General features: G+C 58.9%; 19 protein-coding genes. 10 read left to right on the forward strand and 9 right to left on the reverse strand.

Annotated features, from left to right (window positions below; all coding sequences use genetic code 11):
- The first annotated feature begins 321 nt into the window (after positions 1–321).
- Positions 322–1,221, forward strand: a complete 900-nt coding sequence (lpxO, locus tag AB4O01_RS04770; RefSeq protein WP_099759425.1) for a lipid A hydroxylase LpxO — start codon at positions 322–324, stop codon at positions 1,219–1,221.
- Between the two features lie 163 nt (positions 1,222–1,384).
- Here lpxO and ku read toward each other — a convergent pair whose 3' ends face one another.
- Positions 1,385–2,251: a non-homologous end joining protein Ku gene (gene ku, locus AB4O01_RS04775; RefSeq protein WP_460090827.1), complete on the reverse strand. Its 867-nt coding sequence runs from the start codon at positions 2,249–2,251 to the stop codon at positions 1,385–1,387.
- A 189-nt stretch (positions 2,252–2,440) separates the two neighbouring features.
- Between ku and AB4O01_RS04780 the strand changes: the two genes are divergently transcribed.
- A complete protein-coding gene (locus tag AB4O01_RS04780; protein ID WP_093432775.1) occupies positions 2,441–2,761 on the forward strand; it encodes a hypothetical protein in 321 nt (106 codons plus the stop codon).
- Between the two features lie 52 nt (positions 2,762–2,813).
- A complete protein-coding gene (locus tag AB4O01_RS04785) occupies positions 2,814–3,968 on the forward strand; it encodes a PQQ-dependent sugar dehydrogenase (RefSeq protein WP_460090829.1) in 1,155 nt (384 codons plus the stop codon).
- 115 nt (positions 3,969–4,083) lie between these two features.
- Here AB4O01_RS04785 and AB4O01_RS04790 read toward each other — a convergent pair whose 3' ends face one another.
- Positions 4,084–5,184, reverse strand: coding sequence for a peptidase C39 family protein (locus tag AB4O01_RS04790; RefSeq protein ID WP_186623284.1), 1,101 nt, complete (start codon positions 5,182–5,184; stop codon positions 4,084–4,086).
- 92 nt (positions 5,185–5,276) lie between these two features.
- Here AB4O01_RS04790 and AB4O01_RS04795 point away from each other — a divergent pair, with 92 nt between their 5' ends.
- From AB4O01_RS04795 to nudC, 4 genes are all read left to right on the forward strand, one after another.
- Positions 5,277–6,851 (forward strand): RimK family protein, encoded by a 1,575-nt coding sequence (locus tag AB4O01_RS04795; RefSeq protein ID WP_460090830.1) that lies wholly within the window; start codon positions 5,277–5,279, stop codon positions 6,849–6,851.
- Between the two features lie 7 nt (positions 6,852–6,858).
- Positions 6,859–7,782 carry a magnesium transporter CorA family protein gene (locus AB4O01_RS04800; protein WP_414869596.1) on the forward strand — a complete coding sequence of 308 codons (924 nt, stop codon included), beginning with the start codon at positions 6,859–6,861 and terminating at the stop codon, positions 7,780–7,782.
- A gap of 205 nt (positions 7,783–7,987) precedes the next feature.
- Entirely contained in the window at positions 7,988–8,800 is an 813-nt protein-coding gene (locus AB4O01_RS04805; RefSeq protein WP_095048882.1) for a crotonase/enoyl-CoA hydratase family protein, read from the forward strand.
- Between the two features lie 6 nt (positions 8,801–8,806).
- The gene (gene nudC, locus AB4O01_RS04810) at positions 8,807–9,637 is read left to right on the forward strand and encodes an NAD(+) diphosphatase (protein ID WP_460090831.1); all 831 of its coding nucleotides are present in this window, start codon (positions 8,807–8,809) and stop codon (positions 9,635–9,637) included.
- Here the strand turns inward: nudC and AB4O01_RS04815 are convergent.
- A complete protein-coding gene (locus AB4O01_RS04815; RefSeq protein WP_093432755.1) occupies positions 9,605–10,384 on the reverse strand; it encodes a TSUP family transporter in 780 nt (259 codons plus the stop codon). The two genes, nudC and AB4O01_RS04815, sit on opposite strands and share 33 nt — an antisense overlap.
- A gap of 358 nt (positions 10,385–10,742) precedes the next feature.
- On the opposite strand from AB4O01_RS04815, the gene sfnG reads away from it, so the two are divergent.
- Entirely contained in the window at positions 10,743–11,825 is a 1,083-nt protein-coding gene (sfnG, locus tag AB4O01_RS04820) for a dimethylsulfone monooxygenase SfnG (RefSeq protein ID WP_460090832.1), read from the forward strand.
- 120 nt (positions 11,826–11,945) lie between these two features.
- Here sfnG and AB4O01_RS04825 read toward each other — a convergent pair whose 3' ends face one another.
- Together AB4O01_RS04825 and AB4O01_RS04830 are read right to left on the reverse strand one after the other, a co-directional pair.
- Positions 11,946–12,425, reverse strand: a complete 480-nt coding sequence (locus tag AB4O01_RS04825; protein WP_038361256.1) for a nuclear transport factor 2 family protein — start codon at positions 12,423–12,425, stop codon at positions 11,946–11,948.
- A 54-nt stretch (positions 12,426–12,479) separates the two neighbouring features.
- On the reverse strand, positions 12,480–13,043 hold the full coding sequence (locus tag AB4O01_RS04830; RefSeq protein ID WP_320336818.1) for a TetR/AcrR family transcriptional regulator: 564 nt from the start codon (positions 13,041–13,043) through the stop codon (positions 12,480–12,482).
- A gap of 216 nt (positions 13,044–13,259) precedes the next feature.
- Between AB4O01_RS04830 and pssA the strand changes: the two genes are divergently transcribed.
- On the forward strand, positions 13,260–14,603 hold the full coding sequence (pssA, locus tag AB4O01_RS04835) for a CDP-diacylglycerol--serine O-phosphatidyltransferase (protein ID WP_257355079.1): 1,344 nt from the start codon (positions 13,260–13,262) through the stop codon (positions 14,601–14,603).
- A 123-nt stretch (positions 14,604–14,726) separates the two neighbouring features.
- Here the strand turns inward: pssA and efeO (AB4O01_RS04840) are convergent, their stop codons facing one another.
- Genes efeO (AB4O01_RS04840) through efeU form a run of 4 tightly spaced genes read right to left on the reverse strand, consistent with a single transcriptional unit; the run spans position 14,727 to position 18,950 of the window.
- Complete coding sequence (efeO, locus tag AB4O01_RS04840; protein WP_460090834.1) at positions 14,727–15,551, reverse strand: iron uptake system protein EfeO; 825 nt, start codon at positions 15,549–15,551, stop codon at positions 14,727–14,729.
- A 28-nt stretch (positions 15,552–15,579) separates the two neighbouring features.
- Complete coding sequence (gene efeB, locus AB4O01_RS04845) at positions 15,580–16,878, reverse strand: iron uptake transporter deferrochelatase/peroxidase subunit (RefSeq protein WP_460090835.1); 1,299 nt, start codon at positions 16,876–16,878, stop codon at positions 15,580–15,582.
- Between the two features lie 18 nt (positions 16,879–16,896).
- A complete protein-coding gene (gene efeO, locus AB4O01_RS04850; protein ID WP_460090836.1) occupies positions 16,897–18,096 on the reverse strand; it encodes an iron uptake system protein EfeO in 1,200 nt (399 codons plus the stop codon).
- Positions 18,097–18,104: 8 nt separating this feature from the next.
- Positions 18,105–18,950, reverse strand: a complete 846-nt coding sequence (efeU, locus tag AB4O01_RS04855; RefSeq protein WP_460090838.1) for an iron uptake transporter permease EfeU — start codon at positions 18,948–18,950, stop codon at positions 18,105–18,107.
- Positions 18,951–19,241: 291 nt separating this feature from the next.
- On the opposite strand from efeU, the gene AB4O01_RS04860 reads away from it, so the two are divergent.
- Positions 19,242–20,258, forward strand: coding sequence for an AraC family transcriptional regulator (locus AB4O01_RS04860; protein ID WP_427120116.1), 1,017 nt, complete (start codon positions 19,242–19,244; stop codon positions 20,256–20,258).
- The last annotated feature ends 230 nt before the right edge of the window (positions 20,259–20,488 follow it).

Consider the following 20,488-nt stretch of genomic DNA (forward strand, 5'->3'; position numbering starts at 1 on the left):
AGTCAAAGTGCGCTGAAGCGGGGAAGTCCCGTCATCAACCAAGGGGGGCGCGTAAAGTTTGGCGGCGATTGTACTGGTCTGGCTCTTTAAACGATAGGGCGATCACGCCACGATCGCCGATTGGCACCTGCGCGGGACAGTTTTTCACAGATGAACGCTCACCTTTGGCGACAAACTGTGGCTAAAATGCCACCTTTCACCGAGCGTCCGGTTACGGCGCGGGCCAAGGACGAGCCATGTGTATTCAGACCACTGCATGAGACGCTGGGCCTCAGGCCGCCAGGCGCGCAGTTTGTTCACTTCTGACGTGTGACGATTTCCGTGAAACTCATCATTGCTGCTATTTATGTCATTTCCATTGCATACGTTCATCTGCGTGGGCGTGTGCGACACAAACTCGGTCGACAACTGAGCGACCATTCGACGTTTCTTGCGCCGATCAACTGCTTCCTTTATCTGTTTTCGAAAAAACCGAACAAGCCGTACCTGGACCCTAGCGAGTTTCCTGACTTGAGCCCGTTGCAGGCGCACTGGGAAGAAATCCGTGAGGAGGGGCAGAACCTGCTGCGTGCCGGCGAGATCAAGCGCTCCAACCAGTACGACGATGTCGGTTTCAACTCGTTCTTCAAAAGCGGCTGGAAGCGGTTTTATCTGAAGTGGTACGGCGAGAGCCATCCGTCGGCCATGAAGCTGTGCCCGCGCACCACCGAATTGGTGCAGAGCATTGGTTCGATCAAGGCCGCGATGTTTGCCGAGTTGCCCCCGGGTTCGAAACTGGTCCGTCACCGCGATCCGTATGCCGGTTCCTATCGCTATCACTTGGGCCTGGACACGCCGAACGATGCCGGCTGCTACATCAACGTCGACGGTGAGAACTACCATTGGCGCGATGGTGAAGCGGTGATGTTCGACGAGACGTTTATTCATTACGCCGAAAACACCACCGACAAGAACCGCATCATCCTGTTCTGCGATATTGAACGGCCGATGAAGTACCGCTGGGCCGCCGCGTTCAACGCCTGGTTCAGCCGTACGGTGATGTCGGCGGCAGGCGCACCGAATGATGCCAGCGACCGTACTGGCGGGATCAACCGCTTGTTTACCCGAATCTACAAGATTCGTCTGCGTGGCAAAGAGCTGAAAAAGCGCAATCGCAAGCGCTACTACATGGAAAAGTGGGCGATCTTCGGTGGTTTGCTCGCGGTATTCATTCTGATCTGATCAATGTAGTGAATTAACTTGCGCCTTCGCGAGCAGGCTCGCTCCCACAGTGGCACTGGGTGAATGCGAATTTCACGCTCGACTCAGAACCTTGTGGGAGCGAGCTTGCTCGCGAAGACTCTCTCAAATACAACCTGTCAGTTGCCTGACGATCCCTGGATTGTCATTCACCGGAAACCTTCTTTGTCCTCTTGGCTGGCGCAGACTTGCTTGCGGCTTTCGCTTTCGGCTTCGCCACCGCTTTCCCGCCCAGGCTGCGTTTAAGCAGTTCGGTCAGGTCGATAACATCGGCCGTCTTACGCTCTTCTTCGCCGCCCACCGTCTCAACATCCTCGATCTTGCCTTCATGGGCCTTTTTCTCGACCAGGGCCATGATCTTGTCTTCAAATTCATCCTTGTAGTCTTCGGGCTTCCAGTCGGCGCTCATGTCCTGCACCAGCCGTTTGGCCATGTCCAGTTCACCCTTGGCCAACTGCGGCTTGGTCACTTCGCTGCCCAGTTCCAACTCATCGAGACCGCGTACCTCCTGCGGCCAGCGCAGTTTCACCAGTACCAGCGCAGATTCCAGCGGCATTAACGCTGCGAGGTATTGGCGCGTATGCAAGACCACGCGGGCGAGGGCGACCTTGTTGGTTTTGCTCAGGGTTTCACGCAGTAACGCGTAGACCTTGCCACCGCGTTTGTCCGGCGCCAGGTAGTAGGGCGTGTCGATGTTTTGCAGGGGAATCTGATCGGCGTCGACAAACGAGAATATGTCGATGGTCTGCGTTGAAACAGGGTGTGCCGAGCGGATCTCTTCTTCGCTGAGCACCACATATCGGCCTTTTTCGTAGGCCACACCTTTGACAATGTGTTCCTTGGTAACTTCTTTGCCGGTGACCTTGTTTACCCGTTTATAGCCAACGGGATCCATGCTGCGGCTGTCGAGCCAATCGAAATCCACGCCCTGCGACGAGGTCGCCGAGACCAGTGCGACAGGGATGTGCACCAGTCCGAAACTGATTGCGCCTTTCCAGATTGCCCGAGCCATGGTGAGTTCTCCGAGTGATGATCGGATGACCAGCGGCCACGACTGAAAGTTTCCCCGGGATGCGCGGGTTGCCAGCCACTTGGTCAAGCCGTGTTACATGTTGTTTAAGCCTGACGGGTTAACAAATCCGAACCCTCGGCGTAGCGTGGACTCGAAGGCTCTATCCCACGCCCATCGAGAGGCAGCGTCATGAACCGAATTCTGCTTGGCATCGTCGTCCTTGCCCTCAGTGGCGGGCTGGTTCATGCCGACATGCTGTTGGCGCAAAGCCCCACCGGTAACAGCAATAACCCCTATAACAGCCCGATCCGCCGGGCCAATCCGAACAGCATGCAGGGCACTCAGCCCAGCGCTCCCCTCATTCGGGGGCCGAACACCGTACCAACGCCGCGCCAGCCTACGGTCGAGAACCGGGGCATTGGCAACGGCCAGCCGATCCGTTCGGTGCCGAGCACACCCCCCACGTTCATTCCCAACCCACCTTCGCGCGGCGGAGACAGCAATCGTTGAGCGGCAGGACTGAAGTTCTGTCGGCCCTTGAAACGAACAAAAGGAATCGTGCATGTTGCGTAAAACCCTTCTAGCCACACTGTGTGCTGGTGCGCTGATCAGTGCTCCGACCTTTGCCGCCGCGCCCAAAGAGCTGCAAAGCGAACAGGGCAGCCTCGAAGTCACGACCATCACCGCAGACCTTGAGCATCCATGGGCGCTGGCGTTTCTGCCGGATCGCCAAGGCATGCTGGTCACTGAGCGTCCCGGCAATCTGCGCGTGGTGGCGGCAGACGGCACGCTGTCGGCGCCGATCTCCGGTGTGCCGCAGGTCTGGGCCAAGGGGCAGGGCGGGTTGCTGGATGTCGCGCTGTCGCCGGACTTCAAACAGGATCGTCTGGTCTATCTATCCTATGCCGAAGGCGGCGGAGCCGGCGACAAGGCTGGCACCGCCGTAGGACGCGGGCGGCTTGCGGATGACCTGAAGACGTTGAAGGACTTCAAAGTGATCTTTCGCCAGGAACCGAAGCTTTCGGTCGGCAATCACTTTGGCTCGCGGCTGGTGTTTGACCGCGACGGTTATCTGTTCATTACCTTGGGCGAGAACAACGACCGGCCGACTGCGCAGGATCTCGACAAGCTGCAAGGCAAGGTCGTGCGCATCTACCCCGACGGCAAGGTGCCGGACGACAACCCCTTTGTCGGCCAGTCCGGCGTTCGCCCGGAAATCTGGGCCTACGGCGTGCGCAATCCGCAGGGCGCGGCGCTCAATCCATGGACTGGCACGGTGTGGGAGAACGAGCACGGCCCGCGCGGTGGCGACGAAGTGAACATCATCGAACGCGGCAAGAACTATGGCTGGCCACTGGCGACCCACGGCATCAATTACTCGATGCAGCCGATTCCGGAAGCCCAGGGCAAAACGGCCGAAGGCACCGTCGCGCCGCATCATGTGTGGGAGAAATCGCCGGGCGTTACCGGTATGGCGTTTTACGATGCCGATCGTTTCAAGCCGTGGCAACACAATGCGTTTATCGGCGCGCTGGTGACTCAGGAACTGATCCGCTTGCAGTTCGATGGCGACAAGGTCGTGCATGAGGAGCGTTTGCTCGGCGAACTCAAGCAGCGGATTCGTGATGTGCGGCAAGGGCCGGATGGTTATTTGTATGTGCTGACGGATGAAGAGAACGGCTCGCTATACAAAGTTGGCCTGAAGCCCGAACTTTAAAGAAGATCCCCCCTGTAGGAGCTGTCGAGTGCAACGAGGCTGCGATCTTTTGATCTTGTTTTTTAAGATCAAGATCAACAGATCGCAGCCTTCGGCAGCTCCTACATGTGGAGGCTTACGTTTCGCGGGAATACAACACCACCGCCGCACGCAATTTACCCCGGCCAAACCGGCACATCTTCTCGAACTCGCCATGACTCACCGGCACATGCTGGCAGTCCATGGGTTGGCGATGCTGGCTGTGATCGACATCCGGGTCATGCAGGTAAACGAAATCCTCGTCGCAATCGGTGACGATCACCCAATGCGGCGACTTCGAGCGGGTCAGTCGATAGCTGCTGATCAACACCAGTGGCTGCCCTCCGGCATCCAGCAAACGCGGCAGATCCAGCGACGCACCGATCACACACTCGACATCGGTCTCCTGCAATTGCGCCGTGAACTCTTCGTGTACCAGGCGCATGACGTCTTTTTTATGCGCATCCCGCACTCCATCGAGGAATAACGGCCCGCTCATGCTCAGCGCCATACGCACGCGAAACCCCCGACGCCACGCCGCCAACGCCAATCCCTGCGGGCTGCAACCGCCATGCCCGGAGGTCATGAACACCGTCGTCGCTTCCCGCCAGACTTGCAACTCTTCCCGACGCTCCAGCAAACGCTCCGATTGCAATGCGCCCATGGCCATCAACAGGCACGCCGGGCCACAGGTGAAATCGGTGGTTTGCGGGTAGTAAGGCACCTTGATGCTGCGCGAGTCGCGGTGCTGGAGAATGCGTTTCTCCAGGCGCAGCGCGTCGGCGTGGTCTTCGTAGTAATCGTGAATCAGCGCAAAGCGCCGGTAGCCATTGCGTTCATACAGGGCAATGGCCGCAGGGTTATCGATGCGCACCTCCAGCCGCAGATAGGCACAATCATGCTCCAGCGCCATCGCTTCGATGCGTTGCAGCAGTTGCTTGCTCAGACCGGTTCCTCGCGCTTCAACGGCCAGTGCAATGGAATACAGCCGCGCGAGCGAAGTGCCGCGATGAAACAACACCAACGCATAACCCAACAATTGACCGTCGCACTCCGCCACCAGCAACTGCCCGTGAGCACGGGTGATCATCCACTGAAAGCTGCGACTGGTGAGCCGGTCTGTGGTGAAACATTGCATTTCCAGTGCCAGCAGCGCCGGCAAGTCTTCAACTACCGCCAAACGAAAAACAGCCTTCATATGACCACCGTAAAAGTTGCGTAACGAAACGAGACTTTCAAAAAACTTCGTGCTTAATAGAAAAGGTCTTGTTCTCCAACGGATCAATCTCTATGTCAGCGGTACAGGGTCATTGGCGCGAAGTATCCGAGCAAAGTTTGCCGGCGGCAACTTATTTAAGTTCGGCGATTAAGGCATCCAGCCAAGTGTTGATTATTGTCGAGCGCAAGGAAGACTGGGCTTCATATTTTCCCAGTGAAGACATCCTGACGGCGCAGGAATACCTCGAGCACAGCTGTGACAGCGAGCCGGGCAAGCGTGTGCAGGTGATCAATCTGTGCCGCAGCTACAAGTATCTCGGTCATGGCTACTACTGCTCGTTGCTGGCCGAAGCGCGGGGGCACAAGGTGATTCCCTCCGTGCGCACCATCAGCGAACTGACGAAAAAATCACTGTATGGCCTGGCGCTGGATGACCTCGATAAAACGCTCGAGAAAGCCCTCAGTCATCATCTCTACAGTGATACCGAAGGGTTTACCCTGACCCTGTATTTCGGTCGGACACATATCGAACCATTACAGGATCTGGCGCGGCAATTGTTTGAAGTGTTTCCCTGCCCGATATTGTTAGTTGAGTTCCGTCGAACTAATGGTTGGCACATCGAAGGTATAAAGTCCGGCGCTCTGCACAAGTTGCGTGATGATCAGGAAGATCAGTTCGCCAACGCGCTGGACGGGTTCAGCCGTAAAGTCTGGCGGGTGCCGCGCTCGCCGCAAGTGGCACGCTACGACCTGGCGATATTGCACGATCCGCAGGAGGCGTTGCCGCCGTCCAACGCCAAGGCACTGGCGAATTTCGTCCGGGTCGGCAAAGGCATGGGCATCGACGTCGAACTGATTGAACGCAAGGATTACGCACGTCTGGCCGAGTACGACGGTTTGCTGATCCGTGAAACCACCAGCGTCGACAACCACACTTATCGCTTCGCCAAGAAGGCCGAAAGTGAAGGATTGGTGGTGATGGATGACCCGACGTCGATTCTGCGTTGCACCAACAAGGTCTACCTGACGGACTTGCTCAATAGCCATCAACTGGGCATGCCCGCCACCGAAATCCTCTACAAGGAGCGACCCGAAGACTTCGAGCGTGTGGGCGAGCGCCTCGGCTTTCCGCTGGTATTGAAGATCCCCGACGGCTGTTTTTCCCGTGGCGTGATCAAGGTCGAAAGCCAGCAGGCGTTGCTTGAGGCGACCGCCGAACTGTTCGAACACTCGGTGTTGCTGCTGGCGCAGGAGTTTTTCTACACCGAATACGATTGGCGCATAGGTGTGCTCAACCGCAAACCGATCTTCGCCTGCCAGTACTTTATGTCCAAGGGCCACTGGCAAATCTACAATCACAAAGCCAAGGGTCAGGACGTTAACGGCGAATGCCGGACCATGGCGATCCACGAGGCGCCGCGGGCGGTGGTGGATCTGGCGGTGAAAACCGCAAACCTCATCGGCGACGGCCTCTACGGCGTCGATCTGAAACAGGCCGGTGACAAGGTGGTGGTGATCGAAGTCAACGACAACCCCAACCTCGACGCCGGTATCGAAGACGCCTATTTGCACGACGATCTGTACGCACTGGTGCTGGAGGAGTTCGTGCGCCGCCTGGAGCTGAAGCGTCGCGGTCAGGCGTGGTGAGGCGCCGATGATCAACAGCTTCGCACTGAGCCACGGCGCCCTGCAGCGGGTCGAACGACTGGATGCCGAGGTGATGCTGTTCAGCAACCCCGATGCTGCCGAACGCGACTTGCTGCACAGTCATTTCAAGGTCGATGAGCATGCACTGGCGTCAGCGCTGGACCCGGACGAGGTGTCGCGCATCGAGTTCCATCCCGACCATTTGTTTCTGATATGGAAACGCCCGGAAAACTATTCCGGCGGTGGCAGTCTGGCGTTTGAAGTGTCGTCCTGCGGGCTACTGTTCGCGCCCGGGCAACTGCTGGTGATCGCTACCGACGACACGCCGCTGCACGGCCTCGGTACCCGCCAGCCGTTGAACACGCCGCTGGATGTGTTGCTCGACTTGCTGTTCAACAACATCCATCACTACCTCGGGCACTTGAAGGTGATCAAACTGGTCGCCCGCGAACTGCAGCAGAAATTCAACGCCTCGATGCAGAACCAGCATCTGGTGCAGATGTTCAACCTCAGCGAAAGCCTGATCTATTACATCAACGCGTTGCACAGCAACGGCGCGGTCCTCACGCGCCTGCGCAATCATGCCGAGAAGCAGCATTTCGGCAGTGAAGCGCTTGGCCTGATCGACGACCTGATCATCGAGAACAACCAGTGCTACAAGCAGGCGGAAATCTACTCGACGGTGTTTTCCGGGCTGATCGACGCGCGTGGCAACCTGATGAACAACAGCATGAACAACCTGCTGCGCAAACTGACATTGATCAACGTGGTGTTTCTGCCGTTGAACCTGATTGCGAGTATTGGCGGCATGTCGGAATTCAGCATGATGACGGCGGGGACGCCGTGGTGGATTTCCTATCCGCTGTTTCTGGCGGTGATGTTGCTGGGGGCAGGGGGGATGTTGTTTGGGTTGCGGCGTTTGGCCAGATGATTTGTAGTGACTGATCGGACGTCTTCGCGAGCAGGCTCGCTCCCACAGTGGGAATGCATTTCAACAGGGTGGGAGCGAGCCTGCTCGCGAAGAAGCCGGCGCAGGCAAAGTAAAACTCAGGACAGTCCCGCATTTGGCCGAACCGCCACTGTGATGCCTTGTTATAGTTCGGGCCTCATTTTCTGCCCGGTAAAGGATCACTGCCATGACTCAATACTCCGCCTTCAGTGTCGAACTGGCCGACAACATCGCCCATGTGCAGATCAATCGCCCGGAAAAGATCAACGCGATGAACGCGGCGTTCTGGAGCGAGATCGTCGAGATCTTCCAGTGGATCGACGACACCGACGAAGTGCGCGTGGTGGTCCTCAGTGGCAACGGTAAACACTTTTCCTCCGGCATTGATCTGATGATGCTCGCCGGCGTCGCCAATGAACTGGGCAAGGATGTTGGCCGCAACGCGCGCCTGCTGCGCCGCAAGATCCTCACCCTGCAAGCCTCATTCAACGCCGTCGACAACTGCCGCAAACCGGTGCTTGCCGCTATTCAGGGGTATTGCCTCGGTGGCGCGATTGACCTGATCGCGGCCTGCGACATGCGTTACGCCGCTGAAGACGCCCAATTCTCGATCAAGGAAATCGATATCGGTATGGCCGCCGATGTTGGCACTTTGCAACGGTTGCCACGGATCATCGGTGACGGCATGCTGCGTGAACTGGCTTACACCGGTCGCACGTTCGGCGCTGACGAGGCGCGCAGCATTGGCCTGGTCAACCGCGTCTACAGCGACAAGGACGCGCTGCTCGAAGGCGTGCTGGACATCGCTCGCGAGATCGCTTCGAAATCGCCGATCGCGGTTACCGGCACCAAGGAAATGATCAGCTACATGCGCGACCATCGTATCGACGACGGTCTCGAATACGTTGCCACCTGGAACGCCGCCATGTTGCAATCCACCGACTTGCGCGTGGCCATGGCCGCCCATATGAGCAAACAGAAACCCGAATTTCTGGACTGAGAAACCATGACATCTCGCTGGACCACTGCAGTACTGGACACCGATCAACCCGGCGGCTGGGCCGTGGCGCGCAGCCCGGAAGGCTTTCTGTTCGATGACAACGGCGCACTGTTCCCCCGGGAATGGCTCAAGCGTCAGGACTTGTCGGTCCTCGCCGAGCACGGCATTGGCCATCTCGACGGTGAGCCGGTGTACTTGTTGGAGTTGCGCAGTGCCAGTGAGGTGCCGGGTTGTAACTGGAAAGGGCTGCGGGCGTTCATGCTTGATGGCGAGCACACGATCTACAAAGTCCTCGGTTACGCCGCACAGATTGGTACGTGGGCGCGCGAGCATCGTTTCTGCGGTAATTGCGGCCAGGCGATGACGCAGGTACCGCTTGAGCGGGCGATGTATTGCCAGCCGTGCGATCTGCGCAGTTACCCGCGGATTTCACCGAGCATGATCGTACTGATTACCCGTGGCGACGAGATTCTGTTGGCGCGCTCACCGCGATTCGTCACTGGGGTCTACAGCACGCTGGCCGGATTCGCTGAACCCGGCGAGTCGGCCGAGGATTGCCTGATTCGTGAAGTGCGCGAAGAAGTGCAGATCGAGGTGCAGAACATTCAGTACATGGGCAGCCAGTGCTGGCCCTTCCCGCATTCGATGATGCTCGGCTTCCATGCCGAATATGCCGGTGGCGAGATTGTCTGTCAGGAAGACGAGATCGAAGACGCCCAGTGGTTCAACGTGCACGACCTGCCGCCGTTGCCGGCGTCGAAGTCGATTGCCCGTTACCTGATCGACGTCTACGTGGCGCGACGCTTAGGCCACGCTGAACCAGTGCTGCCAGGCTAAACGCACGGTCAAACCCAGCACCACGGTGATGAACACCGGGCGAATGAACTTGGCGCCGCCGCTGATCGCGGTGCGCGCGCCAAAGAACGCGCCGACCATCACCGACAGGCCCATGCTCAGGCCGATGATCCAGTCCACCTGCCCGGAAAACACGAACACCGACAGCGCCGCAATGTTGCTGACGAAGTTCATGCTGCGTGCCACGCCGCTGGCCTTTACCAGATCGATCGGGTAGAGCAGCAGGCTGCTCACCGTCCAGAACGCGCCCGTGCCGGGGCCGGCCACGCCGTCGTAGAAACCGAGGCTGAAGCCTTGGCTCGATTGCCATTTCTTTTTGATCGGCGCGTCGCTGTCCAGTGGCGCTTTTGGCGTGCCGCCGAACAACAGATACAGGCCGCAGGCAAACACAATCACCGGGAGCATCTTGTTCAGCCATTCCGCCGGCAGGTAATGCGCGACGATGGCGCCGGCCAGGGCGCCGACCAGTGTGCCGACGATGGCGTGGGTCCACTGACGCGGGTGGAACAGCTTGCGTTTGTAGAAGGTGAAACTGGCAGTGGCCGAGCCGAACGTCGAACTGAGTTTGTTGGTGCCGAGCACCAGATGGGGCGGCAGGCCAGCGGTCAGCAGTGCGGGCGTGGTCAGCAGGCCGCCACCGCCGGCGATGGCATCGATGAAACCGGCAATGAAAGCGACAAAGGCCAGAATGGCGAGGGTGGTGAGGTCAACGCTGAGTTCGAAAGGCATGGAATCGGCTTATTCGGCAGGGCGCAGATTTGGCTGCGGGGAGGGCGGTCATGTTACCTGTATCCAACTGTTGCGGCGACCCGTCTGACGCCTTCGCGAGCAGGCTCGCTCCCACAGTTTTTTGGGGTGTTCACAAAATCAATATTCACTACAAATCCCCTGTGGGAGCGAGCTTGCTCGCGAAGGCGGCATCCCAGCCAATGCAAAACTTACTGTTGCCCACTCAACATCCAGCCAACAAATCCCCCTTAAAAAAACATCTTGATAGCCGGGAAACCCAACAAAACCGGGCATTCCAGGGCTGGCACGCTTGCTGCTCTACCACTCCCATCTCCGCAAATGTCCCGAGGACACGCCAATGAGTCAGCAAGCCGTAAAATTTGCCTACTGGGTGCCGAACGTCAGCGGTGGGCTGGTGGTCAGCAAGATCGAACAGCGCACCGATTGGGGCATCGACTACAACCGCAAACTGGCGCAGCTCGCCGAGGCCGCCGGGTTCGAATACGCGTTGACGCAGATCCGTTTCACCGCCGGGTATGGTGCGGAGTGCCAGCATGAATCCGTGGCGTTCAGCCACGCATTGCTCGCGGCCACCAGCAAACTCAAAGTGATCGCCGCGATCCTGCCCGGCCCGTGGCAACCGGCGTTGGCAGCCAAGCAACTGGCGACGATCGACCAACTCACCAACGGCCGCATCGCGGTGAACATCGTCAGTGGCTGGTTCAAGGGTGAATTCCAGGCCATCGGCGAGCATTGGCTGGAGCACGACGAGCGTTATCGCCGTTCCGAGGAGTTCATTCGCTCACTGCGAGGCGTGTGGAGTCAGGACAACTTCACCTTTCGCGGCGATTTCTACCGCTTCGATAATTACAGCCTGAAGCCAAAACCGCTGGGTCGTCCGGAAATTTTCCAGGGCGGCAGTTCCCGTGCCGCGCGGGACATGGCCGCACGGGTTTCGGACTGGTATTTCACCAACGGCAACAGCGTTGAGGGGATCAAGGCGCAGGTCGACGATATTCGTGCCAAGGCAGCGGCGAACAATCATTCGGTGAAGATCGGTGTGAATGCCTTTGTCATCGCCCGTGAAACCGAAGAAGAGGCGCGGGCGGTACTTGCGCAGATCATCGATCAGGCCGATCCGGAAGCGGTAAACGCTTTTGGCGATGCGGCGAAACAGGCAGGCCGTGCATCGCCGGAGGGTGAGGGCAACTGGGCGAAATCGACGTTTGAGGATCTGGTGCAGTACAACGATGGCTTCAAGACCAATCTGATTGGTACGCCGTTGCAGATTGCCGAGCGGATTGTCGCGCTGAAAGCGGTGGGTGTGGATCTGGTGCTGGCGGGGTTTCTGCACTTTCAGGAAGAGGTCGAATATTTCGGGCGACGGGTGTTGCCGCTGGTGCGCGAACTGGAGGCAGAAAAGACTGCCGCTGTTGCCTGAACCCTATGCAAAACCTGTGGGAGCGAGCTTGCTCGCGAAGGCGTCCTTTCAGTAAATACTGTGATTACTGATAAACCGCATTCGCGAGCAAGCTCGCTCCCACATTGGATCTTTGTGAATCTACAGACCGAGGTCAGACAGGCTCGGATGATCATCCGGGCGGCGGCCCAGCGGCCAGTGGAACTTGCGTTCGCTTTCCTTGATCGGCATGTCGTTGATGCACGCGTAACGCTGGAACATCAGGCCTTGCTCGTCGAACTCCCAGTTTTCGTTGCCGTAGGAGCGGAACCAGTTGCCCGAATCATCGTGCCATTCATAGGCGTAACGCACGGCGATGCGGGTGTCGGAGTAGGCCCACAGTTCCTTGATCAAACGGTAATCCAGTTCCTTCGCCCATTTACGGGTCAGGAAGGCCTTGGCTTCTTCGCGATTGTTGGCGAATTCGGCGCGGTTGCGCCATTTGGTGTCGAGGGTGTAAGCCAGCGATACCCGTTCCGGGTCGCGGGAGTTCCAGCCATCCTCGGCCAGGCGAACTTTCTCGATGGCCGATTCACGGTTGAAGGGCGGCAATGGCGGACGTACCTGGGCTGCAGTAGACATATCAGTCTCCCGATCTAATTAATAATTGAACAACAAGTCCGGCTTATTAAGGCGTTACAGGTCCAATAACTTTCGCGCCATGCATTGCGCATTATCGGCGGCACTGTGATCACCCATCACAAGCGCTACGGTAATGGCACCGTCAATCAGGATCAGCAGCTGTTTGGCCAGCAGTTGCGGATCCTCGGCGCCATGTTCGGTACACAGCTCGCACACGTAGTCGAGCAGCTTCTGTTTGTGTTCTTTCGCCACCAGCCGCACCGGGTCTTGCGGGTCACCGGTTTCGCCGCTGGTGTTGATGAACGCGCAGCCGCGAAAGCCTTCGGAGGCAAACCAGCTCTTGAGCACGGTAAACAGGTTGAGCAGGCGATCGGCCGGGGTTTCGGCCTGATTGACAGCGCTTCTGTACCAGTGCATCCAGCGCACGTCGCGACGTTGCAGGGCGGCGACGGTCAGCGCGTCCTTGTCGGCAAAGTAACGGTAGATGCTTTTTCTGGAGACGCCGGCGGTTTTCACCAGAAGATCCATGCTGGTGGCAGCGATGCCACTTTTGTAGATCAACTTTTCGGTGACATCCAGAATGATGTCGCGTGTGTCATTGCTAGTGATTTCGTTCATGCAGTGAACAGTAGAACGATTGTTCTCCTTGGTCAAGCGGGTATTTTTGTCGACTGTGAAATCGTCTTCGCGAGCAGGCGCGCTCCCACAGGGGAATGCGTTTCAAAGGTGGGAGCGAGCCTGCTCGCGAAGAGGCCATTACAGACACTAACAAGACCCGAAGGATGCGATGGTGTAAGCTCTCGGGTTCTTCGGATTCGACCCATTGCGAGCCCTATGCCGTTGCTTTTCAAACGTTCCTTGCTGCCCAAATTGCGCAGCTTTCCGCTGACCGCCGAGGCCGTGACCATTCTGTCCGGCGCCGCCGAGTTTCGTCGTTGCCTGCTGGAGAAAATCGCCACGGCGACCCAGCGCATCTACATCGTTGCGCTGTATCTGCAGCAAGACGAAGCCGGTCAGGAAATCCTCGATGCCTTGCACGCCGCCAAGCTCAAGCGCCCCGAGCTGGAAATCGCCGTGGTCGTCGATTGGCTGCGCGCCCAGCGCGGGCTGATCGGTGCCGGCAAGCAGCCGGGCAATTCGGCGTGGTATCAGGAAATGACCCGCACGCACCAGAGCGAAGTGCCGGTGTACGGCGTGCCGGTGCAGACCCGCGAGTTGTTCGGTGTGCTGCATTTGAAGGGCTTTGTGATCGACGACTGCGTGGTCTACAGCGGTGCGAGCCTGAATAACGTTTATCTGCACAAGTTCGACAAGTACCGTTTCGACCGTTATCACGTGCTGCACAGCGCTGAGCTGGCCGACTCGATGCATCACCTGGTCAAACATGGCCTGATCGAATCGAAAGCCGTGCATCGCCTCGATCTGCCGAACCTGCCGACCACACGCAGCCTGCGCAACGACATCGGCGATCTGCGCAGCCGTCTCAAATACGCGACGTACGACACCGCCAATGGCAGCACCGCCAGAGACGGCCTGTCGGTCAGCCCGCTGCTCGGCGTCGGCAAGAACAACCCGTTGAACCGGGCGATTCTCGAACTGATCGCCAGCGCGCAAAAACAGCTGACCATCTGCACGCCGTACTTCAACCTGCCGCTCGGTGTGATTCGTGAGATCAACCGAGCGCTGGCCCGTGGCGTGAAGATCGATATCGTGGTCGGCGACAAGACGGCCAACGACTTTTATATCCCGCCGAGCGAGCCGTTCAAGGTGATCGCGGCATTGCCGTATCTGTACGAAATCAGCCTGCGCCGCTTTGCCAAGCGCCATCAGCGCAACATCGACAGCGGGCAGTTGAACCTGCACCTGTGGCGTGACGGCGACAACACCTATCACCTCAAGGGCATGTGGATTGATCAGCGTTATACGTTGCTGACCGGCAACAACCTCAATCCACGAGCATTTCGCCTGGATCTGGAAAACGCCTTGTTGATCGATGATCCGAAAGGGGAATGGCTGGAGCCGCGGGCGAAAGAGCTTGAAGAGATTTTCCGCCATACCACACGGATCGACAGCTTTCAGAGCCTGGAGACGCTGCCCGAATACCCGGCCGCGGTGGCCAAGTTTCTCAAGCGCGTGAGTCGGGTGCGGATTGAGCGGTTGCTCTACCGGATTTTGTAAGGCTTTAAATTTGTAGCGGTCATACAACCGCTATCGCGAGCAGGCTCACGCCTACATTTGGAATGCGTTCCCCTTGTAGGAGTGAGCCTGCTCGCGATAGGGCCTTAACAGACGCTAAAAAACTTAGTTCAGCCCCAACTTGCCACGCAACGTGGACAGATCTTCCGCCAGTGTATTCACCGGCCCAACCAGCGCTTTACGGTCGTTATCCTTCACCTTGTCATACGTCTCGAAACCACCGTCCTGGGTCTTGTACTTGGCCAGAATCTTGTCGACCGTGGCAAAGTTCTTGTCGACCTTCGCAGCAAAAGCCTTGTCCTGTTGCTCGATCTGCGGACGGAACAGATCAACGATTTTCTTCGCGCCGTCGATGTTGCCCTGGAAGTCATACAGGTCGGTGTGGCTGTAGCGATCTTCTTCGCCGGAGATCTTGGTCGCGGCGACTTCTTCCAGCAGCGCGGCGGCACCGCCGACGACTTTTTCCGGCGGGAAAGTCAGGCCGGCGACGCGGGTCTGCAGATCTTTTACGTCGCTGTTGAGCTTGTCCGCCAACTCGTTAAGGCCCTGGGTGCTTTTTTCCGAGAACAGCGAGTACTCGATGCGGTGGAAGCCGGTGAAGTCGTCAGCCCCTACGCCTTTCTCGTGGTCGTCGACACGGGAGTCGATGGACGCATCGAGGTCACTGAACAGCTCGGCAATCGGCTCGATCGACTCGTAGTAAACGCGGGTCGGTGCGTAGAGCTTTTGCGCGGTGGCCAAATCGCCTTTCTTCACGGCATCGGTGAATTGTTGGGTGTGGCTGCCCAGCTCATCCAGTTGCTCGGTGACGTAAATCTTGTAGTCCGAAACCGGCCCCACCAGATCCAGCGGTGCAGTGGCGGCGAATGCCGACAGCGGGGTGTTGAGCAAACCAAGGGTCAGCAATAACGCGAGTGGCGTCTTTTTCATCGGGGGCGGCTCCAGTGTCGAGATTGTTTTATGCGGCTGTTTTCGGTTGTGTGGCGTTGAGCAGCGAGCGACCGATAAAGTCCTTGTCGCCCGTGACACCCGGCAGGGTAAAGAAATAGCCGCCGCCGACCGGTTTGAGGTATTCCTCCAGCGGCTCGCCGTTGAGACGGGTCTGCACGGTGATAAAGCCTTTTTCCAGATCGGCCTGGTAGCAGATGAACAGCAGGCCCATGTCGAGCTGGCCGTTCTTGTTCACGCCATTCGAATAGTTGAACGGCCGGCGCAGGATCAGATTGGCCTGGCTCGCGGCGGTGCGCGGGTTGGCCAGGCGAATGTGCGCGTCGAGCTTGGTCAGCTTGCCGGCCGGGTCTTTGCTGTAATCCGGGACTTCAGTCTCATGCTGCGCACCCATCGGCGCGCCGGTGGTTTTGACCCGGCCGATGATGCTTTCCTGTTCCTGCAATGGCGTACGGTCCCAGCGTTCGACAAAGTTGCGGATGATCCGCACCGCTTGATAGCTGCCGTGAGCGGCCCAGGCCGGTTCGTCACTGCCCGGTTGCACCCAGACCAGGCGATCCATGGCTTTAGCGTCGTTGGAATCGGGGTTGGCCGAGCCATCGCGGAACCCCAGGAAGTTACGCGCCGATTGCGCCGGCACACCAGGTTTTGCCGGGGCTTGCGGCGGTACGCTGCCTTCCTGCTTCCAGCGCACCAGCAGCAGGTCGGGAAGGTTTTTGACGATATCGCGCAGGGCGTGAATGTTGGTGTCGGCGGTGTTCGAGCAGAACTGCAGGCTCAGGTCGCCGTGGCAGCAATCGGCGTCCAGCGCATCGTTGGGAAACCCGACCATGCGCATCAGGCGTTTGGGCTTGGCCTCGGCCAGACCGAAGCGCTCGTCGAACAGCGACTCGCCGACCGAAACGGTGATGGTCAGGTTGTCCGGGGTTACATTCGGGCCAAGGATGCCGGAGTCCGGCGGCGGCAGTTTCGGATCGATCTGCGCCACCGCGCCGCCCTTCATCAGGAACGCGATGCGCTCGTTGAGGGTGCGGAACAGCCGCTCCAGATCTTCACGATCACTGGCCAACACGTCGAACGAGACGAGCATGCCCGACGCCGGGCGCGGGGTGACGATGCCGGTCTGGTGGATGCCGTGGAAATCGTGACGGTCTTCGGTCTTGTCACTGCTCGGTGCTTCGGTGACTTGTGCCGGCGCGGCGGCCATGGCCGGACAGCTCAGGGCCGAGCCGGCGAGGGCGACACCGGCGGCGCCCATGCCCATCAGGACACGGCGACGTTGCAGGTTGAGTGGTTCGCTATCTTTCATCGTCAAATCGTCTTCTGCTTACAGGCCGGAGAGGCCGAGGGCGGGATCGATGCCATCCAGAGCGTCGGCCAGAGCCTGGGCCTTGTCGGCAATCTGCTTGCGTTGTTCGCCGCTGATGGCGTCGTAACTGGCGTAGCCGTCCTTGATCTTGTAGGTATCGAGTTCGCTGTCGAAGTCCGCCAGTGCCTGGTCGATGTTCGGCAACAGCTCGGCCGCCGACTTGGTCAGCATTGGCCGCAGCAGATCGACGACTTTGTGCGCGGTTTGCACGTTGGCAGCGAAACCGTTGAGGTCGCTGTGGCTGTAGCGTTCTTCTTCACCGCTGGCAGCACGGACGTCGGCCAAGGTGTTGAGGTTGCGCACGATGATGCTGACCAGTTGCTCCGGTGGCAGGCTTTGCGCGAGCAATTGCTGTTTGAGCGTGGTGACATCGCTGAGCAGGCGCTGGGCAACGGGCGTCAGTTGGTCGAGATTGTGTTGCTGGAACAGTGCGTATTCGATGCGGTGGAAACCGACGAAGGCCGGATCCTGTTCGCGCTTTTCGAAGTAGTCGGCGCGGGCGTTGATGCTGTTGTCCAGTTCCGCCAGGCGTTGCGCGGCAGGGGCCAGACGTTGATAAGCCGCGCGCGCCGGTAAGTACAGCGCTTGAGCCTGACTCAAGTCGCCGCTTTCAATCGCTTGATCGAGCGCGGTCACGGCTTTGATCAATGCGTTGCTCTGGCTGGCCAGGTACACGCGAAATTCCGACAGCGGCCCGACGAAGGCGACCATCGACGGCTTGGCTTTGGCCGCAGCCTCAGAGGCGGCAGTTGGCGTCACGTGCAGGGTGCCGCGCGGGTTGCTCAGCAGGCCGCAGGTGATCGCGTAATCGCCCGGTTGCAGGTTGGCGTTGATCACTTGGCTGAGGCCCGGCGCAATGTTTTCCCGCTCCTCGACAACGAGCACGCCGTCGAGGATTTCCCATTCCACCGCGCGGTCGGAGCGGTTGACGATGCGGAAACTGGCGCGACCGGCCGGCACCGTCAGCGCGTTGGGTTCACAACTGCCGGGATGAATGTTCACCACCACTTCATCGTGGTTGTGCTGACGCTTGGCCGCAGCCATTTTCGAGGCGTAATAAAACAGACCACCGGCGGCGATCATCACCACCACCGAGCCGGCCACCGCCCAACGCAAGGCGCGAGGAGGGGAGGCCTGAGGAGTATTAGGCTTTGACATGAATGCCCTTATTGGCTGGAAACGGAAGACGATTGTGCGGAGGGCGTCGGCGCGGGAGCCGGGTAAAAGAACATCATCAGCGCCACCAGCAGATAAAGCAGATACGCACCGAGGGTGCTGACGGTCGGCGCATCCTGATAACCGAACATGCCGGCCAGCACCGACCCCAACGGGCCATCCATCGGCAGCGTCGCGCTGAAGTCGAACAGCACGGTTTGCAGGTGATTCCACAACCCGGCTTCATGCAACGCCTGCACCGAGTTGGCGAGAATCCCGGCGGCCACCACCAGAATGAACAGGCCGGTCCACTTGAAGAACGCCGAAAGATTGAGGCGCATGCTGCCGCTGTAGATCAGGAAACCGACGATGATCGCCAGAATCAGCCCGAGCAGGGCACCGATCGGCGCGCCGGGGCCTTCGCTCTGCTGGAACACGGCGAGCAGGAAGAACACCGTTTCCAGGCCTTCGCGAGCGACCGCGAAAAAGACCATGGCGATCAGTGCGATCACCTGATGTTTAGAGGAAGTCAGCGCGTGATCCAGCGAGGCTTGCAGCGAATGCTTGATCGAGCGCGCGACCTTGCGCATCCAGAACACCATGGAGCTGAGAATGCCTACGGCCACCAGCCCGACCACGCCTTCGAACAGCTCCTGCTGCTTTTGCGGGAATTCAGCGCTGACCAGTTCCAGACCACCGCCGACCAGCAGGGCGAGGGCAGCGGCGAGAAATACGCCGATCCACACGGCAGGCAGCCATTGACCACGGCCAGTCTGTTGCAGGTAGCTGGCGATAATGCCAACGATCAGCGCGGCTTCAATGCCTTCGCGCAGCATGATCAGGAAGGGAACGAGCATTCGGTGTCCAGTAAGTCATTCGAAGAGGTTACAAGTTGTAACATAATGACAAGCATTCTCACATGACAATGATTGGCATAAACCTGAACACAAGCTGAACAACCTGTTTTTTGCCCCGGCACAAAACCCTGTGGGAGCGAGCCTGCTCGCGAACGCGGCGGCTCAGAAAAATCAATGTTGACTGACACGACGCTATCGCGAGCGGGCTCACTCCTACAGGGGATTCGTGTTGAATTCGTGTCCTGCGGTAAGATGCCCACCACTCAAAAACAACAAGGTTTACCGCGCTCCATGTCGGAAAAAGACACCATCGCCGTGCAACTGGTGCGTGAAGCGCTGCTGCAAAGTTGTGCCCCGGGCGCAGCCACCGAAGAGGTGTTGAACAAGGTCGGGATTGCTCCGCTGCTGCTGCAATCCGAACACGGCCGGGTGCCGGCCTCGCAGTACGCGAAACTCTGGCGCTTGTTGGCCCGACGCGGGGATGACGAGTTCTTTGGCATGGACCCGCGCAAGCTCAAGTCTGGCAGCCTCGAATTCCTCTGTCGCAGCGCGATGGCGCAACCGACGCTGGCAGCGGGTTTGAACACGGGGCTGAGCTTTCTGTCGCTGATGCTGGAGCGCATGCCAGCGCAATTGGTGCATCAGCAAAGTCTGGCGGAGATCGTCCTGCTGGAGGATGACCACGAGCCACGCCGCGCTTTCACCTATTTCACCTACTGGATGATCGTCCACGGTGTGGCCTGCTGGCTGGCGGGGCGGCGGATTCCGATTCTGGCGATCGAACTGCGCTGTGCGGCGCCGGCGTTCACCGATGACTATCGAGTGATGTTCTCGGAAAACCTGCGTTTCGAGCGTCCACGCACGCGGATGATCTTCTCTGCCGATTGCCTCGATCTACCGATCAAGCGCACCGCCGAAGAACTGAAACGCTTTCTCGCCCACGCCCCGGCCAACATTCTGGTCAAGTATCGCGACCCGGAAAGCCTTGCCAGTCGGATCAAGCACGATCTGCGGGAGTTGCCGGCCGAGCAGTGGCCGGAAACCGAGGCCTTGGCCCAACAGTTGTGCATGTCGGCTTCGACGTTGCGCCGGCGCTTGGCGGAAGAAGGGCAGACCTACCAAGGGCTCAAGGACAGCGTGCGCAAAGAACTGGCGATTATCTGGCTGGCGGAGCCTTCGATCAGTTTTGTCGAGATTGCCAGCCGCTTGGGATTTGCCGATGCGAGTTCGTTCTACAAGGCGTTTCGCAAATGGTCGGGGTCGAATCCGGGCCACTATCGCCAACTGATCCTGAATGAGGTTGTCTGACCCAACACATTCCGCCGCTTGATCGTTCCCACGCTCCGCGTGGGAATGCCTCAAGGGACGCGCCGCGTTCCAGCTCTGGCGCGGACGCAGAGCGTCCGAGGCTGCATTCCCACGCAGAGCGTGGGAACGATCAGTGTGGTAGCGGTCTTGGCCAAACCAGTCAGCCACATTGATGGCTTTGACCATTGCCGCCGCCGCCCTACAGCGCGACTATCCCCCTGTTGTTTACG

This window comes from Pseudomonas sp. S2_E02 (assembly GCF_054668355.1).

Bases quoted from the DNA above. Each gene is read 5' to 3' on its own strand.
- ku (WP_460090827.1), bottom strand. From the start codon at position 2,251: ATGGCTCGGGCAATCTGGAAAGGCGCAATCAGTTTCGGACTGGTGCAC.
- AB4O01_RS04780 (WP_093432775.1), top strand. From the start codon at position 2,441: ATGAACCGAATTCTGCTTGGCATCGTCGTCCTTGCCCTCAGTGGCGGG.
- AB4O01_RS04785 (WP_460090829.1), top strand. From the start codon at position 2,814: ATGTTGCGTAAAACCCTTCTAGCCACACTGTGTGCTGGTGCGCTGATC.
- AB4O01_RS04790 (WP_186623284.1), bottom strand. From the start codon at position 5,184: ATGAAGGCTGTTTTTCGTTTGGCGGTAGTTGAAGACTTGCCGGCGCTG.
- AB4O01_RS04795 (WP_460090830.1), top strand. From the start codon at position 5,277: ATGTCAGCGGTACAGGGTCATTGGCGCGAAGTATCCGAGCAAAGTTTG.
- AB4O01_RS04800 (WP_414869596.1), top strand. From the start codon at position 6,859: ATGATCAACAGCTTCGCACTGAGCCACGGCGCCCTGCAGCGGGTCGAA.
- AB4O01_RS04805 (WP_095048882.1), top strand. From the start codon at position 7,988: ATGACTCAATACTCCGCCTTCAGTGTCGAACTGGCCGACAACATCGCC.
- nudC (WP_460090831.1), top strand. From the start codon at position 8,807: ATGACATCTCGCTGGACCACTGCAGTACTGGACACCGATCAACCCGGC.
- AB4O01_RS04815 (WP_093432755.1), bottom strand. From the start codon at position 10,384: ATGCCTTTCGAACTCAGCGTTGACCTCACCACCCTCGCCATTCTGGCC.
- sfnG (WP_460090832.1), top strand. From the start codon at position 10,743: ATGAGTCAGCAAGCCGTAAAATTTGCCTACTGGGTGCCGAACGTCAGC.
- AB4O01_RS04825 (WP_038361256.1), bottom strand. From the start codon at position 12,425: ATGTCTACTGCAGCCCAGGTACGTCCGCCATTGCCGCCCTTCAACCGT.
- AB4O01_RS04830 (WP_320336818.1), bottom strand. From the start codon at position 13,043: ATGAACGAAATCACTAGCAATGACACACGCGACATCATTCTGGATGTC.
- pssA (WP_257355079.1), top strand. From the start codon at position 13,260: ATGCCGTTGCTTTTCAAACGTTCCTTGCTGCCCAAATTGCGCAGCTTT.
- efeO (WP_460090834.1), bottom strand. From the start codon at position 15,551: ATGAAAAAGACGCCACTCGCGTTATTGCTGACCCTTGGTTTGCTCAAC.
- efeB (WP_460090835.1), bottom strand. From the start codon at position 16,878: ATGAAAGATAGCGAACCACTCAACCTGCAACGTCGCCGTGTCCTGATG.
- efeO (WP_460090836.1), bottom strand. From the start codon at position 18,096: ATGTCAAAGCCTAATACTCCTCAGGCCTCCCCTCCTCGCGCCTTGCGT.
- efeU (WP_460090838.1), bottom strand. From the start codon at position 18,950: ATGCTCGTTCCCTTCCTGATCATGCTGCGCGAAGGCATTGAAGCCGCG.
- AB4O01_RS04860 (WP_427120116.1), top strand. From the start codon at position 19,242: ATGTCGGAAAAAGACACCATCGCCGTGCAACTGGTGCGTGAAGCGCTG.